Raw genomic sequence first — 18,691 nt, forward strand, 5'->3', positions numbered from 1 at the left:
TTAAAACAATTAACATGAAAAATTTAAAATATATAGTATTGAGTTTATTCTCATTGTTAGCAGTGACAAGCTGTCAAGAGGAAGATTTAACCTTTGGGGATATAACAACACCAGCAAACATACAAATAGACGTTGATATTGCAGGTGCAGATATAGACAATCCAAATGGTGATGGCACTGGTATTATAAACTTAACAACTTCTGCGGATAACGCATTATCAATACATTACAAGATATTAGGCGAAACCGTCTTGGCGGATGGAAATGGTAGTGCTACGTATCGTTTTACAGAATTAGGTCTAAACACTTACACTATAACTGTTATTGTTTTTGGAACTGGTGGTAATTCATCTAGTCAAAGTATTGATGTAGATGTACTTTCGTTATTTGAAGCACCAGAGGCACTATTAGCAAAGATAGAAGGATTAACTTTTAGAATAAAAGCTGAATTGGGAGGCGTGAACGGTGTAACGGGTCATTTTGGTTTAGGTCCAATTGGAGGTTCAGGTTTTGGTGAATTCTTTTCTGCTGGTGCTTTTGACAAAAGTGAAAGCGGTATGTACGATGATAGATATATCTTTAACGCAGATGGTACTTTTACACATATAACTAATAGTGAAAATGATGACCCAATAATAGACACATCTGGTACTGTTTTTGGAAGACAAAATTTAATTGACGAGCTTAATGAAGGACCGGGTAATGCTGTAGGAGCTGATATTGAGCAATATGCATATTCAGATTTTTCTGGGAATTGGCAGCTTATTCCTTTTGGGGATGAAGGAGTTGCTCTGCGCTTATCTGGTTTAGGTTTTATTGGTTATTATGTTGGTGGGGACCATACTTACGAACTTTTCCAATGGGACGATGTAAATTTACCAAATGAAGATTTAGTTCTAAGAACAACTGATGGGAATAATGAATTTGATTGGTGGTTTAGAATAACTAGTAGTGACTAAACGCTACGATTGGGGATTTGTCCTAATTGCTGAATAGAAGCGGACATAAATATGTTTGATGTAGAGTAAAAAATATTGAGATAATGTATAATTTTCTATATAAAAACAGATATAAATATCTATTAATAAGAAAGTTATAAATTAATTTTAATCATTTTGCTCCTTTCAATCTTTACTAGTCATATGATTGTTAAAATTATATTGTATTGATTTTGTATAGGTGTTTTTTTGAGAAATTAATATTTTTTTAACCTAATTTTATCAAATCAACAGCTATGTTGTCAATTAACTAATTAATATCCAACTTAAAAATTAAGATTATGAGAAACTATTTTCTGAGACTAATATTAATACTAATTACAATTCCGGGATTTGCACAAGCTGATAAAGTTACCGTTGTAAGAAATGCGGACGGAATGAAATTAGTAGTAAATGGAGAGGACTTCATGATAAACGGAGTCAACTGGGATTATGTGCCAATTGGAACTACAATTACCGATGCAGGTATTTGGGGTAAGTCAGATGATATCATTAAAGCGGCTCTGGATGGGGAAATGCCCTTATTAAAAAATATGGGAGTAAACGCTATCAGAACATATGGTCTTCCTCCTAAGTGGATAACTTACATTTACGAAAACTATGGCATATACACGATGCTAAACATAACCTTTGGGGCCTACGGACTTACAATTAATGGTGCTTGGACACCACAAACAGATTACAATGACCCTGCAACAAAAGAAGTTTTAATGGCAGAAGCTACTAACATGGCTAATACCTACAAGGACACTCCAGGTTTACTTGTATATATGATTGGTAATGAAAATAATTATCACTTATCATGGACTGGAGCAGAAACTGAGGCTATTCCTATAGAGCAAGACGATTATTCTGTTGCTGCAAGATATTTATATAGAACGATGAATGATGCGACAAAACTGGTAAAAGAGATCGATTCTAATCATCCAGTAGCGATATGTAATGGCGATGTAGGCTTTATAGATATAGTAGCTGAAGAATGCAAGGATGTAGATATTTATGGTACTAATATGTATAGAGGGGTTTCATTTGGTGATGCATTTCAAGTAATTAAAGACAAATTAGATATGCCAGTTCTTTTTGCTGAATTTGGTGCAGATGCCTTTAACGCCAGAGACAATGAAGAAGATCAATATTCTCAAGCTTATTATAACGTTGGAAATTGGAAAGATATTTATCAAAACGCTGCAGGTTTAGGGAAAGTTGGAAATTCGCTAGGGGGATTTACATTTCAATTTAGTGATGGATGGTGGAAATACAAACAAACGGAAAATTTAGATGTTCATGACAATGTCGCCGTTTGGCCAAATGGAGGTTATGCTAGAGATCAAGCAAAGGAAGGCGATTTGAATATGAATGAAGAATGGTTCGGTATCTGTGCAAAAGGACCAACTGATGAAAGAGGTCTTTACACACTGTATCCTAGAGCTGCTTATTATGCATTAAAAGAAGTACATCAATTGAACCCTTATGAAGAAGGATTATCCTTAGAATTCACTGAGAATTATTTTAATAATATTCAGTTAATGGAGGCGGTTTTAAAAGCACGTGGCGATAAGGCAGCGCTTGATGGCGGACAAAGTCAGAAAATTAGAATAAGTAATCTAAGTGCGAGATTTACAACATTCAATACAGGTGGAAGTCTTATAACTACGCCAGATACACCAGAGCCAGATGGAATTATATTTCCCAATCAATTAGGGTTCGATCATATGCAATCCTACTTTATAGGTGTCGAAGGTAATCCTGCGCCAAATATGAGAGCTAATGTAAATTTTAATATTGTTGGTAATGTAGCTCAAAACCCAATCGATGAGATTTTTTATGAGAATAGATCTAGACCACTTACAGTAAATTCTGATAATGGAAACGTCGTTTTAGGGGATGTAAATAAGGTGAATGTTTACAATGCAGAATTTGAGTGGAACACCAAGCATGCTGATATTAGAGGTTTTTACAGAACAGGTCATTATCATTGGGGATATGAAGGTGACTTTTTTGGTCTATATCCAGAAGCGAATTATGGGCCTAATTTAGATATATATGGTGGTGAAATTTTAGGAATGGAATTTGACGGTAAAGGGGATTTAAATGGTTTAAAGGCAGCGTTTGGTCCACAACTTTGGTGGGGAGCAAACCCTACAGCGCTATTAAAATATACAAAAAAAATAGCAAATTTTGATGTTACAGGAATTTATCATAGAGATATACAGACAGAACTCTTATTTGATGAAAATGGCCAACGTGTTTTAGATGCAAATCAACTTCGAAGTGGTATTATTCCAGCATGGCCTACTGAAAGAGCAACAATTGTAATAGAAAGAGAATTCGATAAGTTTGGTATTACACTTGGTGGTATTTGGGGCGGAAGTCCATTAAATGGAAGTGCTTTTCAAGATGTTACTGGTGAACCAGGAAATTATACGGTCTTTGAAGACAAAATTACGGGCAAAGATAATTGGGGAGGAAAAGCTAAAATCACTTATCAAGGTGGAAAAGTTAATGCTTATGCTCAAGCTGGTGTTATGGGCTTAGTTGCTAATGGTGGTGCAGATCAAACTCAAATGTTTACAGGATGGAAATTAAAAGACAACGGTAGTGGAAACCAATCTAATATCCTTGCAGGATTTACTTATACAATAGGTGATATTCAAATAGCACCGAATTTTTTATGGCAAAAACCATTAGTAGACGCTATGCCAAGTGATGTTGATGCACCTGGGAGATTGAGAAATGTTATTAGTGACCCTTTCGCAGTAAGAGGTAATAGAGAAACTACGGCTGGTGAAATGTTAATTACTTTCGATCCAACTCCTGGTACATGGATGTATGAGTGGAATAACGATCGTGCTGAAGATGCAAAGTTTGCAATGAATCTTGGTTTTGTTTATCGTCATTTACCTACACAGCAAGATGCACATATTGGTTTTAATGCTAATCGTACATTTTTTGCTTTTCCAAATACAGTGCCTGCAGAAGATTTATGGGAAATACATTCAAGGATGGTATCTAAATTAAATCCTGATTTAGGCATTATCGGAAATTTCTACTATGGTAATGCTCAAGCTAATGGTGATAGTGAAAGGTTAATTAAGCGTTTTGGCGGTGATATAAGAATGATTTATAATAAAATGAAAGTGGAAACTCATGTTAAGGTTAATGATTGGGGACCTTTTGATTACCATCGGGATTTTAACTTAACGTATCCGTTACAGTTAATGTTAGATGTTTCTACATCATTAGGAAAACCAGATTGGTTTATTTTACCAAGTACAACAATAGGTATAAGAGGAACATGGCGTTCAATGGATGAGTTTTCTCCAAGATATCTGCCAAACCAAGCCCCTGAATTCGGAGTTCCACCAGTTAGTGCTGTTGGGTTTCCAAATGGTAATGAATGGGAAATAAGAACTTATGTGAACATTAATATTGGAAAATAAAAATCAGAAAAATGAAAAGTATAAAGTTTAACAATTCAAAAATCACATATGTCTTAGGATTGGTTTTAATCTTAAGTTTTGGATGTGAAAGAGATCTTAGTGATGATGCGGTAGAAGCATCATTTTCTAGTGAAGGTGAAATATTTATAGATAATTTTGTAGGTATGGGAACTAATTTTTATTTACCGTTTGCAGACTCAAAATTAGATGCATTTTCCGTAGATAATGATGAAGGTTTTGAAAGTTCAGCATCTTATCGTGTTGATGTACCAAATGCAAGTGATCCAACAGGAAGTTATGCAGGTGCAATTCTAAGAGTTGATGGCGCAGGTAGAGATTTATCAGGTTATGATGCGCTTACATTTTGGGCAAAGGCATCTCAAGGAGTGAATGTAGATGCCGTAGGTTTTGGTCAGGATTTTTTACAAAATGAATTCCAAGTTACTGCAAACAATTTGAGTATAGGAACTAATTGGGCAAAGTATACAATTCCAATTCCAGATGCTTCAAAATTAGTAGAAGAACGAGGCGTATTTTGGTATGCTGCTGGGACTCAAGCAACAAATGGTTCGGGATATGTTATTTGGTTTGATGAAATTAAGTTTGAAAGCCTGGGAACAATAGCTCACCCTCGACCAAAAATATTTGATGGCAACGATATGACACAACAAACCTTTAATCTGGCTACTATTAATATATACGGTTTAACACAAACATTTAATTTAGCTAACGGTATTAATCAAACAGTTGCAATAACACCTGGTTATTTTGAATTTACGTCATCTAACCCTAATGTAGCTACTGTTAATGAATTAGGAGTGATTACAGTAAATAGTCCAGGTACAACAGTAATTACAGCAACATTAGATGGTGTTGATGCACAAGGATCATTGACTTTAACCTCATTAGGTGATTTTACTCCAGCTGACACTCCAGACGAAGATCCGGCGAATGTAATTTCAATCTTTAGTGATGCTTACAACAATGTCCCTGTTGATTATTATAATGGATTTTTTAATGGTGATGGACAAACAACTCAAGGTGGTGTTGGTCCTGGTGGCGCAGATATTAGTATTAATGGAAATGGTATTATAAATTACACTCAATTGAATTTTGTTGGTATAGGTACATTTTTAAATGTTCAACCTATTGATGCAACTCAAATGACCCATATACATGTAGATATTAATGTTCAAGAGGCCATAGATTCTGGTGATCAATTAACGCTACAATTACTTAATGGTGTTCAGACTGCTAATGAACTTTCTGGTTCTGTAGTTTTAAATAGTTCTGAGCTGACATCAAATGGCTGGGAAAGTTTTGATATACCCCTCGGTAACTTCGGATTAGGTGCCAGAGACGCTCTTGGACTACTGTTTTTTAATTCTACGAATAGTGCTAATGTTCCAACGATTTCAAATATTTATGTAGATAATATTTACTTCTACAAAGAGGTAATAGATCCATCACCCAATGTTGATGATTCTGCTGCGACTGAAGTTTCATTACCTGTAGGTTTCGAATCTACTACATTAACTTATCAAATTGGTGTATTTGGCGGAGCAGATTCTGCAGTTGAGGTAAATCCTGATCAATCAGGTATTAACCCAACATCTACAATTCTTAGAAGCACAAAAACTGTTGGTGCAGAATTCTTTGCAGGAACCACGTTGCAGTTAGATGCACCAGTTGACTTTTCGACATCTCAGGTGTTTAGAATGAAAGTCTGGTCTCCAAAAGCTGGAATACCAGTTAGGATAAAACTTGAAAATTCTGCCAATTCAGCTCAATTTATTGAATTAGATGCTAATACAACTACAACGAATGAATGGGAAGAATTAGAATGGGATTTTAGCAACGCTAACTTTAATGTTGGACCTTTAGATATAGTGGTTATTTTCTTTGAGTTTGTGCCAGGAACTTCAGGAGATGGTTCTGTTTATTATTGTGACGATTTAAAAATTTTAAATTAAAAAGAGATAGCTATGAAACATTTAAAAAAAGTATGTTTACCAGTATTATTAGGTTTAACATTGATTTTCTTAAGTTGTGATACTGATGAGACTCAGACTGTGACCAATTTTAATAATCTCGTTATGGAAGATAATTTTTCAACCGCTGGTGTTCTTGATTCAAACCTTTGGAATTTTGATATAGGTAATGGAGCAGCACAAGGGATTCCTGGTTGGGGAAATAATGAACTTCAATATTACACGGATAGAACTGAGAATGCTGTTGTAGAAGATGGGATGCTTAAAATTACAGCTAGGCAAGAGTCTTTTGAAGGATTGGGTTATACATCAGCCAGAATACAAACTAAAGGAAAGTTTCAACAAAAATATGGGCGTTTTGAAGCTCGTATAAAATTACCATGGGGTCAAGGTCTATGGCCAGCATTTTGGATGTTAGGGGATGACAATAATGGTAATGAGGTATGGCCACAAATAGGTGAAATAGATATTATGGAGAATAGAGGTCAGGAGCCAACGTTAATTAATGGCAGTGTTCATGGTCCAGGATATTCAGGTGGTGAAGCAATTACAAAAGCTTTTGAGCTTGAAAATGATCGTTTTGATACAGGTTTTCATATTTTTGGTATAGAATGGGGTGAAGACTACATTAATTACTACGTGGATGATGTATTATATAATCAGATAACACCTTCAGATGTGACAGGTCAATGGGTATTTAATGATGAATTTTACATTATAATGAACGTTGCAGTAGGGGGAAATTATGTAGGCTCACCAAATGCATCAACTGTATTTCCGCAAGAAATGATTGTCGATTATGTAAGAGTATATTCGGCAAATTAAATCTAATTAAGCTATGAAAAGGTTAAGACGCTAAAAATCTTGACCTTTTTAGTCAATACTAACCAATTATAATTTCAAGAGTAAATTTATAATTAATCATACCAAGACATTGAATTCTACTAATACACTAAACGAAGACATTGCATTAAAATCTGTTTCAATAGATAATGAAGCTTATTTTAAGATTTCTAACAGTAATAGAATGCGTCCTTTTTTTATGAGCATTGTCAGTGATTCTAATCACTGGATGTTTATATCTAGTAATGGAGGTTTAACAGCAGGACGTAAAAATTCTGAATTTGCACTATTTCCATATTACACAGATGATAAAATTACAGAATCTGCTGATATTACAGGTAATAAATCAATTTTTCAGGTAAATAGAAATAATCAAAAGTTTGTTTGGGAACCTCTAGCTATAAGACCTTCAGGTGGATATTATATCACTCAAAACCTGTATAAAAATAAGTTTGGAAATAAGATTATATTCGAAGAAATTAATCACGATTTAGAATTAATATTTAGATACCAATGGAGTTCTAGTAATAAATATGGATTCGTAAAGAAGTCTACTTTAATAAATACATCCAAAGAATCTGTTAGTGTTAGACTTATTGATGGGATTCAAAATATTGTGCCTGCCGGTATCGGTAGCTATATACAAAATCAATCAAGTAATTTGGTTGATGCCTATAAGCGGAATGAATTAGAAGAACCTACAGGACTAGGAATCTTTGCGCTTAGTGCTATTCTTGTTGATAAAGCTGAAGCAAGCGAAGCCTTAAAAGCAAATGTTGTTTGGTCTTTAGGCTTAGACAACCCAAAATATTTAGTGTCTTCTTTGCAATTAAACAAGTTTAGATCTGGTGAACACGTTAGACAAGAGGTAGACGTAAAAGCTGAAAAAGGTGCTTATTTTGTGTCTGCAGAAATTGAATTAGCTGTAGATTCTTTCAAGGAATGGATGATTGTTGCAAATGTAAACCAAAATCATTCAGATATTGCGTTATTGTCTAAGCAAATAAGAGAAGATAAATCGTTGGCAAATAAAGTCAATGAAGATATTAATTATGGAACCGATAAACTCGTTGAGTTAAGTGCGGCATCAGATGCTATTCAAATTACTGCAGATAGTTTAAGAGATACACGTCATTTCGCCAATACATTATTTAATATAATGCGAGGTGGAATTTTTGATGATAATTATAGAATTGAAAAATGGGATTTTAGCAATTACCTTGAAAATGCCAATAAAAAAGTAGCACGTACATCAGAACCTATTCTAGCTGATCTTCCAGATATTTTCTCTTTGGCAGAAATACAAAAAATAGCATACAATAGCGAAGACAAAAACTTTAGACGTCTTTGCTTGGAGTATATGCCATTAAAATTTAGTCGCCGTCATGGCGATCCAAGTCGTCCTTGGAATAAATTCTCTATTAATACGAAAAGTGAAATAGACGGCTCTAAAATTTTAGATTACGAAGGGAATTGGAGAGATATATTTCAAAACTGGGAAGCCTTAGCGCACTCGTATCCGGAGTTTATAGAAAGTATGATTCATAAATTCCTGAATGCATCTACGTTTGACGGTTACAATCCTTATAGAGTAACAAAAAGCGGCTTCGATTGGGAAATAATCGAACCAGATGACCCATGGTCTTATATTGGCTATTGGGGAGACCATCAAATTATATACTTGCTTAAGTTTTTAGAATTTATCAATAATCATAAGCCAGGTAAATTAGAAAGTTTCTTTACAGAAGATCTCTTTGTATACGCTAATGTGCCGTATAAAATAAAACCATACGAAGACTTATTAAAAAATCCAAAAGACACTATTGTATTTGATGATGCATTGGATCATAAAATCCATGAAGAGCGCGAACAACTAGGTGCTGATGGTGCTTTGCTTAGAGATGAGAACAGATTCATTGTAAAAGCAAATTTTATTGAAAAAATACTGGCAACATCTTTAGCAAAGCTATCAAACTTTATACCTGAAGGTGGAATTTGGATGAATACACAGCGTCCAGAATGGAATGATGCAAACAATGCATTAGTTGGCAATGGAGTCTCAATGGTAACACTTTATTATTTACGTAGATTTTTCAACTTCTTTGAAGATTTACTAGCTTCAACACATATTGATGATGTAGAAATTTCTAATGAAATTTATGACTTCTTCAGTAGGATATTAGAAACTTTTGAAAACAAAAAAGACTTATTATCAGATTCAATAAATGATGTTGATAAAAAAGTAATATTAGATAGTTTAGGAAAAGCAGGTAGCGACTATAGAACTCATATTTATAACCATGCCTTTTCTGGAAGAAAAACGACACTTTCAATTAATAGGTTGAAAGCCTTTGTTACCATTAGTAAATCTTATTTAGAACATTCTATTAGAGCAAATAAGCGTTCAGATAATTTATACCACGCCTATAACTTAATGACTGTTAATCAAAATAACTCTATTTCAATTTCATATTTAAGTGAAATGCTTGAGGGTCAGGTTGCTGTTTTAAGTTCTGGTTATTTAACTTCAAGAGAGTCATTAAAGGTTCTAGATGCTTTAAAAGGCAGTAAGCTTTTTAGAGAAGATCAATACAGTTATTTATTATATCCAAACAAAGAATTAAAAGGCTTTTTAGAACGAAATACAATTCCACAAGAGGCTGTAAATTCTTCAGAATTAATGCAAGTATTAGTCAATGACGGTAATAAACAGATTTTAGAAAAGGATATTAACGGCGACTATCATTTCAATGGTAATTTTAAAAATGCCAGTGATGTTTCTGATGCTTTGATAAAACTTTCCGAAACCAAATACAAATCTTTAGTAGATTCCGATTCAAAATTAATTTTAGAAGCTTTTGAGTCCGTTTTTAACCACAAAGCATTTACAGGAAGATCTGGTACTTTTTACGGTTACGAAGGGCTTGGGTCTATTTATTGGCATATGGTTTCTAAGTTATTATTGGCCGTTCAAGAGTGTTGTATAAAGGCTGTGAATGATGGAGAGAACGAAATTATTGTAGGTCATTTATTAGAGCATTTTTATGAAATCAACGAAGGCATCGGTGTACATAAATCACCTGAGTTATATGGTGCTTTCCCTACTGATCCTTATTCGCACACACCAGGAGGCAAAGGTGCGCAACAACCAGGAATGACAGGGCAGGTAAAAGAAGATATTTTAAGCAGATTTGGTGAATTAGGAATCTTTGTTTCTAATGGTAAGCTTTTTTTTAATCCAAGTCTATTGAGAAAAAATGAGTTTTTTACTGAAGCTACAGTTTTTGAATATGTAGATCTCTTTAAGGAAAGAAAAAGTATTCAAATGGAGTCAGGATCATTAGGATTTACTTATTGTCAAGTACCAATTGTATACCAAATATCAGAAAAAGACAGTTTAGAGATTTATTTTAAAGTTGGTAGTTCTAAAACGATGGAAAGTTTAATAGTAGATACTTCAATAAGCGAGCAAATTTTTATGAGAACGGGAGAAGTAACTAAAATTATTGCTAATATAAATTCTGCTTATTTAAAGTAAAAATAAGGTCAATGAAAAAAAGAACATTTATATTACTGTCTGTAATTACAGTATTTATGATGTCTTGCAATGAAAGTAAAAAAGATAAAGATTCCTCAAATAAAAAAAGAAGTGACAGCTAAAGATATATTAGGAAACCCAGATTACTTAGCTATTTCATATGGCGGTTATAGAGAGAAAACGAGAGAGGTTCAGCCATCAATTGAAGAACTAAAGGATGATTTGAGAATACTATCTGCGATGGGTATAAAAATTATTAGAACGTATAATGTTCAGACACCATTGCCGCACGCTTCAAATATATTGAAAGCTATTTCTGAGCTTAAGAAAGAAGATCAAAACTTTGAAATGTATGTAATGTTAGGGGCTTGGATAGATTGTCTTAATGCATGGACGGAGTATCCGGTTAATCATGATGTTGAAAGTCCAAATAATTCTGGTGAAATAGATAGAGCAGTAGCGTTAGCCAATCAATATCCAGATATCGTAAAAATAATTGCAGTTGGTAATGAAGCCATGGTAAAATGGGCGACGAGCTATTTTGTTCAGCCTAGTGTAATTTTAAAATGGGTAAATCATTTGCAAGACTTAAAGAAGTCTAACAAACTTCCTAAGGATTTATGGATTACAAGTTCAGACGATTTTTCATCTTGGGGAGGCGGCGATTCGCAATATCATGTGGAAGATTTAAACGAATTGATAAAGGCCGTAGATTATATTTCGATGCATACATATCCTTATCATAACACACATTACAATCCTGAATTTTGGGGTATTCCTGAAAGTGATAGTGAACTTCCAAGTATTGAAAAAATTAATAGGACGATGGAACGTGCCATCGAATTTTCAAAAAAACAATACGATGGCGTTAGTAATTACATGAAAAGCTTAGGAGTAAACAAACCAATTCATATTGGTGAAACAGGCTGGGCGAGTATTTCTAATGGACATTATGGACCTGAAGGTTCTAAAGCTACAGACGAGTATAAACAAGGATTATTTTATAAACAAATGGTAGAGTGGACAAATAAAATAAAAATATCATGTTTTTATTTTGAAGCTTTTAATGAGCAGTGGAAAGATGCCCATAATCCTAAGGGGTCAGAAAATCATTTTGGTTTATTCACTATAGAAGGAAAAGCGAAATACCCAATTTGGGATTTAGTGGATAAAGGAATTTTTGAGGGGTTAACAAGAAATGGTAATACCATTACTAAAACCTATAATGGTGAGTATAAATCATTAATGGTTGATGTATTAGTACCACCATCAGAAGAAGAGATTATGGCAGGTAGGTAAGAATTATAAAACTTATAAAAGCCATACATGTTAAATAAGTTTGGGTTATTAAATAAAGAAAAGCGATAAAAGGAAATTAATAAAAACTAAATCATGAAATTTATTAAATACATTTTTATAACTGCAGTTGTATCGATTTTTATTTGGTCCTGTAATCAAAATCCCAAGTCAAAAGAACAGATGCAAACGGAAAGTCAATTAACAGCAAAGGATATTTTGGGTAACCCAGCATATCAAGCGATGTCTTATGGTGGCTACAGGCATGCAGACCATAGTATCGAGCCGACATTAGATGAACTTAAAGAGGACATGAAAATTTTGTCCGCAATGGGTATAAAGTTAATCCGTACCTACAAGCTTCTTAAACCGCAAGCTGCTAATCTGGTAAAAGTCATTAGCGAAATCAAAAAAGAAGACCCTAATTTTGAAATGTATGTGATGTTAGGAGCATGGATTGATTGTAAGAATGCGTTCAATTCGGGAAATGGAGAACCAGATCACAATCAGGAGAATGAAGAAAATCCCGCCGAGATAGAAAGAGCCGTAGCACTAGCAAACAAGTATCCAGATATTATAAAAGTGATTGCTGTAGGCAATGAAGCTATGGTTAAATGGGCTGCTAGTTATTATGTTCAGCCAGGTGTAATCTTAAAATGGGTAAACCATTTACAAGGGTTGAAAAAAGATGGAAAGCTGTCTAAAGATTTATGGATAACGAGTTCAGATAATTTTGCCTCTTGGGGAGGAGGAGGTAATGAGTACCATGTCGAAGATTTAAATAAATTAATAAAAGCGGTAGATTTTATTTCAATGCATACCTATCCTATGCACGATACGCATTATCAGCCAGAATTTTGGCAAAAACCATTTGCTAAAGAAGGTATGACAGATATAGAGAAAATTGATGCTTCTATGTTAAGATCAAAAGAATATGCCATTGCACAGTACGAAAATGTTAAAAAGTACATGGAAAGCCTTGGTCTAAATAAACCAATACATATTGGTGAAACAGGATGGGCAAGTTTTTCAGATGGCTATTACGGCCCAGATGGATCTAAGGCATGCGATGAATATAAAGAAGCATTTTATTACAAACACATGAGAGATTGGACAAATGCAGCAGGAATGTCTTGTTTTTATTTTGAAGGCTTTGATGAACCTTGGAAAGGTGGGGACAATCCTGGAAATTCAGAAAAACACTTTGGACTATTTACAGTTGATGGAAAAGCAAAATATGTACTTTGGGATGAAGTAGACAAAGGTACATTTGATGGATTAACAAGAAACGGAAATCGCATAACTAAAACCTATAATGGTGAGAAAAATGCAGTAATGAAGGATGTGTTAGTGCCGCCTACAAAGGAATAAGCTTTAATGCATAAAAATTAATTAATAACGATATGAAACTAACTAACCTATTTTCGATTTTATTCTTAGCCTTATTAATTATGAGTTGTACTGAAAAACAAGAAGAATTAAAAGTTGAAGTTTACGAAACATCAGCTAGCGGCAATAAGTTAGCACTTGTAACAGATTTTACAACATCAGATAGTGTCTCGACAATTAGACTAAATCCGGATAAAAAATATCAAACTATAACAGGATTTGGCGGTGCATTTACAGAATCATCAGCATATTTATTAAATAAGTTGAGTAAGGAAAACAGGGCAAAAATTATTGAAGCTTATTTTGCGGAGTCAGGAGCTGCATATTCACTAACAAGAACACATATGAATTCTTGTGATTTTTCATTAGGTCAATATTCTTATGCACCTGTTAAAGGAGATAAAGCGTTAGAGCATTTTACAATACAAGAGGATAAAGATGATTTAATACCATTTATCAAGGATGCTATGGCAGCATCAAAAGAAGGCTTTAAAATATTTGGTTCTCCATGGACAGCATCACCTTGGATGAAAGATAATAACGAATGGGTAGGCGGCAAGTTACTGCCAGAATATTATGATACTTGGGCATTATTCTTTTCAAAATACGTTGATGCTTATAAAGCTGAAGGCATTGATATTTGGGGTTTTACTGTAGAGAACGAACCTCTCGGGAATGGTAACAACTGGGAAAGTATGCATTATTCGCCTGATGAAATGACCAACTTTGTTATGAATCATTTAGGTCCAAAACTGGAAGCAGATGGTAAAGGGAATTTGAAAATTTTAGGCTATGACCAAAACAGAGAGCATCTAAAAGAATGGGTAGATTCTCAATTTAAAAATGAAGAAACCTCAAAATATTTTGACGGAACAGCCATTCATTGGTATGCTAGTACATTCGATTACTTCCCTGAAGAATTGCAATATGCGCATAATAAAGCACCGAATAAATATTTAATTCAATCCGAAGCCTGTGTAGATGCAGAAACACCGGTATGGAAAGATGATGCATGGTACTGGAAAAAAGAAGCTACGGATTGGGGTTGGACATGGGCACCAGAAAAAGACAAACATTTACATCCTAAATATGCACCTGTTAATCGCTATGCAAGAGATATCATTGGGTGTTTGAATAACTGGGTTGACGGTTGGGTAGATTGGAACATGGTTTTAGATAAACAAGGTGGGCCAAACTGGTTCAAAAATTGGTGTATTGCACCTGTGATTGTAGATCCGGATGCAGATGAGGTGTATATGACACCAATCTATTACACTATGGCTCATTTTAGCAAATATATAAGACCTGGAGCAGAAGTAATAGGTGTCGATAAGACAGATGATGACTTAATGGTGACTGCCTCTAAAAATCCAGATGGCTCAATTGCAGTAGTCATATTTAATGAAGGTAAAGATCCTAAAAATTTTGATTTAAACCTTAATGATGAAAAAATAAATATAGGAATAAGTGCACAAGCTATTCAAACGATTTTGATTCCAACTAACTAAAAATAATTATTATGTCAAACATTAAAACTGCCGCAAAAGATAAAGTCCCAGTTGGGCAAAAAGCCGCCTTTGGTGCTGGTCATTTTATATTAAATATTTTACCTGGAACTCTGGGCGTTTTTATCCAATTCTTCTTACTTACAGCTTGGGGAGTAGACCCCTTGTGGGCAGGGCTTTTAGGTGGTTTACCAAGAATATTTGACTCAATAACGGATCCTATAATGGGTTTCATTTCTGATAACACTAAATCTAAATGGGGACGAAGACGACCTTATATTTTCGTTGGTGCAATTATAAGTGGAATACTCTTCTTTTTAATGTGGCAAATAGATGATAATGCTTCACAATCGTATATTATTTGGCATGTCATGGTAGTTCAATTATTGTTCTTAATTGGTAATACTATGTTTGCAACACCATTGGTTGGACTTGGATATGAAATGACCTCAGATTATAACGAGCGTACACGTTTAATGGCTTTTTCTAATACTATGGGCCAAATAGCTTGGATGATTGTACCTTGGTTATATGTTATCATTCCAGATACAAATACGTTCAACACACAAACCGAAGGTGTTAGAACAATGGCACTTATTGTTGGTGCATTGTGTGTAGTTTTTGGAATACTACCAGCCATATTTTGTAAGGGTATAGATTCTTCACACATGGAGAATCGAAAAGAGATTAACTTTAAAACACTAGCAGCCAATATGAAAGAATTATTGGCTGGTATTAGACAAGTTGCTAAAAACAAACCTTTCATGAAGTTATGTGGTGCAACGTTTTTAGTTTTTAACGGATTTCAACTTGTAGCAGCTTTTGGCGTTTTCATAATAGTATTCTACATGTATAGTGGTAGTTATGAAATAGCCGGGACATGGCCCGCTTGGTTTAATACCATTAATGCAATGATTACAGCATTTATAGTCATACCAATTATATCAAAAATGGCAAATAAATGGGGAAAAAAGAAGGCTTTTATAATTTCTACAACTTTATCAATTATTGGCTATATTCTGAAATGGTGGGGCTTTGATAAAGAATTAAACAGTCAATTTAATCAAACAGGATTAGGGAAGAGTTTAAATTCTGGAGTTGGTTCTTTATTTGAATCATTAAATCCAGTACTTGATAATATCGGAATGTCATGGTTTAGTATAGATCCAAATGGTGAGGTGCCATGGTTAATATTCCTGCCAATTCCTTTATTTGCTTTTGGTATGGGTGGATTATTTACATTGATGATGTCAATGACGGCAGATGTTTGTGATTTAGACGAGTTAGAAAATGGGATGCCTAGAAAAGAAGGTACGTTTGGAGCAATTTATTGGTTGATGGTTAAAATTGGTCAGTCAATAGCACTTGTTTTAGGAGGTGTGATTTTAAGTATTGTAGGCTTTGACCCTAATGTTACAGAACAATCAATAGATACCATGAATAATCTTAGAATAGCTGATATTATAGTGCCATCCCTTACTGCAGCTCTTGCTATATGGGTGATGTGGCGATATGATCTCGATGAGGATAGGGCGAGAGGAATAAAGGAAGAATTAGTTAAACGAAGAGGGGAATTATAAAAAATTAAATTAATAAATAAGTAAATGTCTTACAGAGAAGAATCGTATTACAAATATAAGAGCTATAGCCAAATCGCTACACAAGGTATTGATGTATCAAAACTCTCATTAGAAGAATTAAAAAACCTATGGCGTAAAACTATGGAAGATGGTTTTCATGGTATATGTTTTAGTATGTATGAAGATGGCCAAAACCCAGGAGATGATATCAGTTTTGAACAGGTTGAACGTCGTGTGAAAATTTTAAAACCTCATGTGAAAGCTATACGTTCTTTTTCATGTATTGAGGGCAATGAACATGTGCCAGTAGCTGCTAAAAAACAAGGTTTGAAAACCCTTGTTGGTGCTTGGTTAAGTGACGATAAAGAAGATAATGAAAAGGAAATAGAAGGTTTAATCGCTCTTGCTAAGGCAGGTCATGTAGATGCAGCAGCAGTAGGAAACGAAGTGTTATATCGTAACGATTTGTCGTTAGAAGAGCTGTTGGGTTACATTAAGCGTGTTAAGGACGCATTGGCTGGTTTAGATATTCCTGTTGGTTATGTTGATGCTTATTACGAGTTTTCGCGTCACCCAGAACTAGTGGAACATACTGATATTGTATTAGCTAATTTATACCCATTTTGGGAAGGTTGCCCAATTGAGTATGCTCTCGGGCATATGCAAGCCATGTACGGACAAGTTGTTGATGCTGCGCAAGGTAAACCAATCATTATTACTGAAACGGGTTGGCCTAGTGAAGGTGGAAGTTTTAGAGGTGCTGTCGCTGGTGATTCTGCCGCAATGAAATATTTTATAGATACTATTAATTGGACTAAAGAGAATGACATACCCATATTTTATTTTTCATCGTTTGATGAATCATGGAAAACTGGCGATGAAGGAGATGTTGGGGCCTATTGGGGACTTTGGGATAAACATGAAAAGCTTAAATATAGCTAAGAGATAAGCGTGTTGTTATGTCTTTAAGGAAAGAAAAGTTTTTTGCATTAGCATCCATCCATTATGAAGGGATGTCAATTGAAGATTTAAGAAAGTTGTTCAGGAAAACCTTAAGATCTGGTATGCATGGTTTATGTTCTAGTCCTTATGAAGAAGGACAAGAACCTGGTGATCTACTGTCCGAAGAGCAAATAAGACGAAGATTAAAAATAATAAAGCCATATACACAGTGGACTAGGTCTTTTTCATGCACAGATGGTAATGAAATAATAGCAAAAGTTGCTAAGGAGCTTGGCATGAAAACTTTAGTAGGTGCATGGCTAGGTGATGACCCAGAAATCAATGAAAGAGAACTAGAAGGATTAATCAGTTTAGCAAAACAAGGTTATGTAGATGTTGCTGCAGTCGGCAATGAGGTCATGTATAGAGGTGACTTAAGTGAAGACGAACTTTTAGAAAAAATTTATATTGTAAAGGCAGCTATTAAAGATTTGGGTATACCTGTTGGTTATGTTGATGCTTATTATGAATTTGAAGAAAGGCCTGCTATTACTGACGCTTGTGATGTTATTTTAGCCAATTGTTATCCATTTTGGGAAGGCTGTGATTTAGACTATTCATTGCTTTATATAAAAGATATGTATAATAAAGCATTACGAGCTGGAAATGGCAAAAAGGTAATTATTACTGAAACGGGTTGGCCGAGTCAGGGAAGTAGTTTACAAGGTGCTTTTCCGTCTGAAGAAAATGCTATTAAATATTTTATAAACACCCAAAAATGGTCAAAAGAGGAAGATATAGATATCTTTTATTTTTCTTCATTTGATGAGTCTTGGAAAGTTGGTAGTGAGGGTGATGTAGGTGCTTTTTGGGGGATTTGGGACAAAAATGAAAAGCTTAAGTATTAAAAAACAATAAATAGGTTATTATTAAACACAACATTACCACTACAAAATAGCATTTTCGCTATATTAATTAATTATGAAAAGATTCATTACACCTTTATTTATGTATAGTCATGTATAAGTCGAGTTATTTGTTCAGTCTTTTTTCTGTAACGCAATTGATGTATGTTTTTTGTTAAGGTAATATTAAGAAGTATTAAAAATACATTTAATACCTTTAATGAATCTGTAATTATTTACGATGAAGATTATCAATAATTAAAC

General features: G+C 34.3%; 11 protein-coding genes. All 11 read left to right on the forward strand.

What is annotated here, in order from left to right:
* Nucleotides 1–14: 14 nt before the first annotated feature.
* The 11 genes from Q0822_RS14515 (at nt 15) to Q0822_RS14565 (ending at nt 18,430) form a co-directional block, all read left to right on the forward strand.
* Nucleotides 15–959, forward strand: a complete 945-nt coding sequence (locus Q0822_RS14515; protein ID WP_299124878.1) for an Ig-like domain-containing protein — start codon at nt 15–17, stop codon at nt 957–959.
* 320 nt (nt 960–1,279) lie between these two features.
* Nucleotides 1,280–4,438 (forward strand): glycoside hydrolase family 2 TIM barrel-domain containing protein, encoded by a 3,159-nt coding sequence (locus Q0822_RS14520; RefSeq protein WP_299124880.1) that lies wholly within the window; start codon nt 1,280–1,282, stop codon nt 4,436–4,438.
* Between the two features lie 11 nt (nt 4,439–4,449).
* Complete coding sequence (locus Q0822_RS14525) at nt 4,450–6,411, forward strand: Ig-like domain-containing protein (protein ID WP_299124883.1); 1,962 nt, start codon at nt 4,450–4,452, stop codon at nt 6,409–6,411.
* Nucleotides 6,412–6,423: 12 nt separating this feature from the next.
* Nucleotides 6,424–7,254: a glycoside hydrolase family 16 protein gene (locus tag Q0822_RS14530; RefSeq protein WP_299124885.1), complete on the forward strand. Its 831-nt coding sequence runs from the start codon at nt 6,424–6,426 to the stop codon at nt 7,252–7,254.
* Nucleotides 7,255–7,363: 109 nt separating this feature from the next.
* Entirely contained in the window at nt 7,364–10,810 is a 3,447-nt protein-coding gene (locus tag Q0822_RS14535) for a hypothetical protein (protein WP_299124888.1), read from the forward strand.
* A 69-nt stretch (nt 10,811–10,879) separates the two neighbouring features.
* Nucleotides 10,880–12,109, forward strand: coding sequence for a glycosyl hydrolase family 17 protein (locus tag Q0822_RS14540; RefSeq protein ID WP_299124889.1), 1,230 nt, complete (start codon nt 10,880–10,882; stop codon nt 12,107–12,109).
* A 93-nt stretch (nt 12,110–12,202) separates the two neighbouring features.
* A complete protein-coding gene (locus Q0822_RS14545; RefSeq protein ID WP_299124891.1) occupies nt 12,203–13,477 on the forward strand; it encodes a glycosyl hydrolase family 17 protein in 1,275 nt (424 codons plus the stop codon).
* 32 nt (nt 13,478–13,509) lie between these two features.
* Nucleotides 13,510–15,003 carry a glycoside hydrolase family 30 protein gene (locus Q0822_RS14550; protein WP_299124892.1) on the forward strand — a complete coding sequence of 498 codons (1,494 nt, stop codon included), beginning with the start codon at nt 13,510–13,512 and terminating at the stop codon, nt 15,001–15,003.
* A gap of 11 nt (nt 15,004–15,014) precedes the next feature.
* Nucleotides 15,015–16,580 (forward strand): MFS transporter, encoded by a 1,566-nt coding sequence (locus Q0822_RS14555; protein WP_299124894.1) that lies wholly within the window; start codon nt 15,015–15,017, stop codon nt 16,578–16,580.
* Nucleotides 16,581–16,604: 24 nt separating this feature from the next.
* Nucleotides 16,605–17,522, forward strand: coding sequence for a glycosyl hydrolase family 17 protein (locus Q0822_RS14560; protein WP_299124896.1), 918 nt, complete (start codon nt 16,605–16,607; stop codon nt 17,520–17,522).
* A 17-nt stretch (nt 17,523–17,539) separates the two neighbouring features.
* The gene (locus tag Q0822_RS14565; protein WP_299124899.1) at nt 17,540–18,430 is read left to right on the forward strand and encodes a glycosyl hydrolase family 17 protein; all 891 of its coding nucleotides are present in this window, start codon (nt 17,540–17,542) and stop codon (nt 18,428–18,430) included.
* The last annotated feature ends 261 nt before the right edge of the window (nt 18,431–18,691 follow it).

This window comes from uncultured Winogradskyella sp. (genome assembly GCF_947496485.1).
Taxonomy (GTDB): Bacteria; Bacteroidota; Bacteroidia; order Flavobacteriales; family Flavobacteriaceae; genus Winogradskyella.

What these genes read in the sequence shown, in the direction of transcription:
- Q0822_RS14515 (WP_299124878.1), top strand. Translation starts at nt 15, where the DNA reads ATGAAAAATTTAAAATATATAGTATTGAGTTTATTCTCATTGTTAGCA.
- Q0822_RS14520 (WP_299124880.1), top strand. Translation starts at nt 1,280, where the DNA reads ATGAGAAACTATTTTCTGAGACTAATATTAATACTAATTACAATTCCG.
- Q0822_RS14525 (WP_299124883.1), top strand. Translation starts at nt 4,450, where the DNA reads ATGAAAAGTATAAAGTTTAACAATTCAAAAATCACATATGTCTTAGGA.
- Q0822_RS14530 (WP_299124885.1), top strand. Translation starts at nt 6,424, where the DNA reads ATGAAACATTTAAAAAAAGTATGTTTACCAGTATTATTAGGTTTAACA.
- Q0822_RS14540 (WP_299124889.1), top strand. Translation starts at nt 10,880, where the DNA reads ATGAAAGTAAAAAAGATAAAGATTCCTCAAATAAAAAAAGAAGTGACA.
- Q0822_RS14545 (WP_299124891.1), top strand. Translation starts at nt 12,203, where the DNA reads ATGAAATTTATTAAATACATTTTTATAACTGCAGTTGTATCGATTTTT.
- Q0822_RS14550 (WP_299124892.1), top strand. Translation starts at nt 13,510, where the DNA reads ATGAAACTAACTAACCTATTTTCGATTTTATTCTTAGCCTTATTAATT.
- Q0822_RS14555 (WP_299124894.1), top strand. Translation starts at nt 15,015, where the DNA reads ATGTCAAACATTAAAACTGCCGCAAAAGATAAAGTCCCAGTTGGGCAA.
- Q0822_RS14560 (WP_299124896.1), top strand. Translation starts at nt 16,605, where the DNA reads ATGTCTTACAGAGAAGAATCGTATTACAAATATAAGAGCTATAGCCAA.
- Q0822_RS14565 (WP_299124899.1), top strand. Translation starts at nt 17,540, where the DNA reads ATGTCTTTAAGGAAAGAAAAGTTTTTTGCATTAGCATCCATCCATTAT.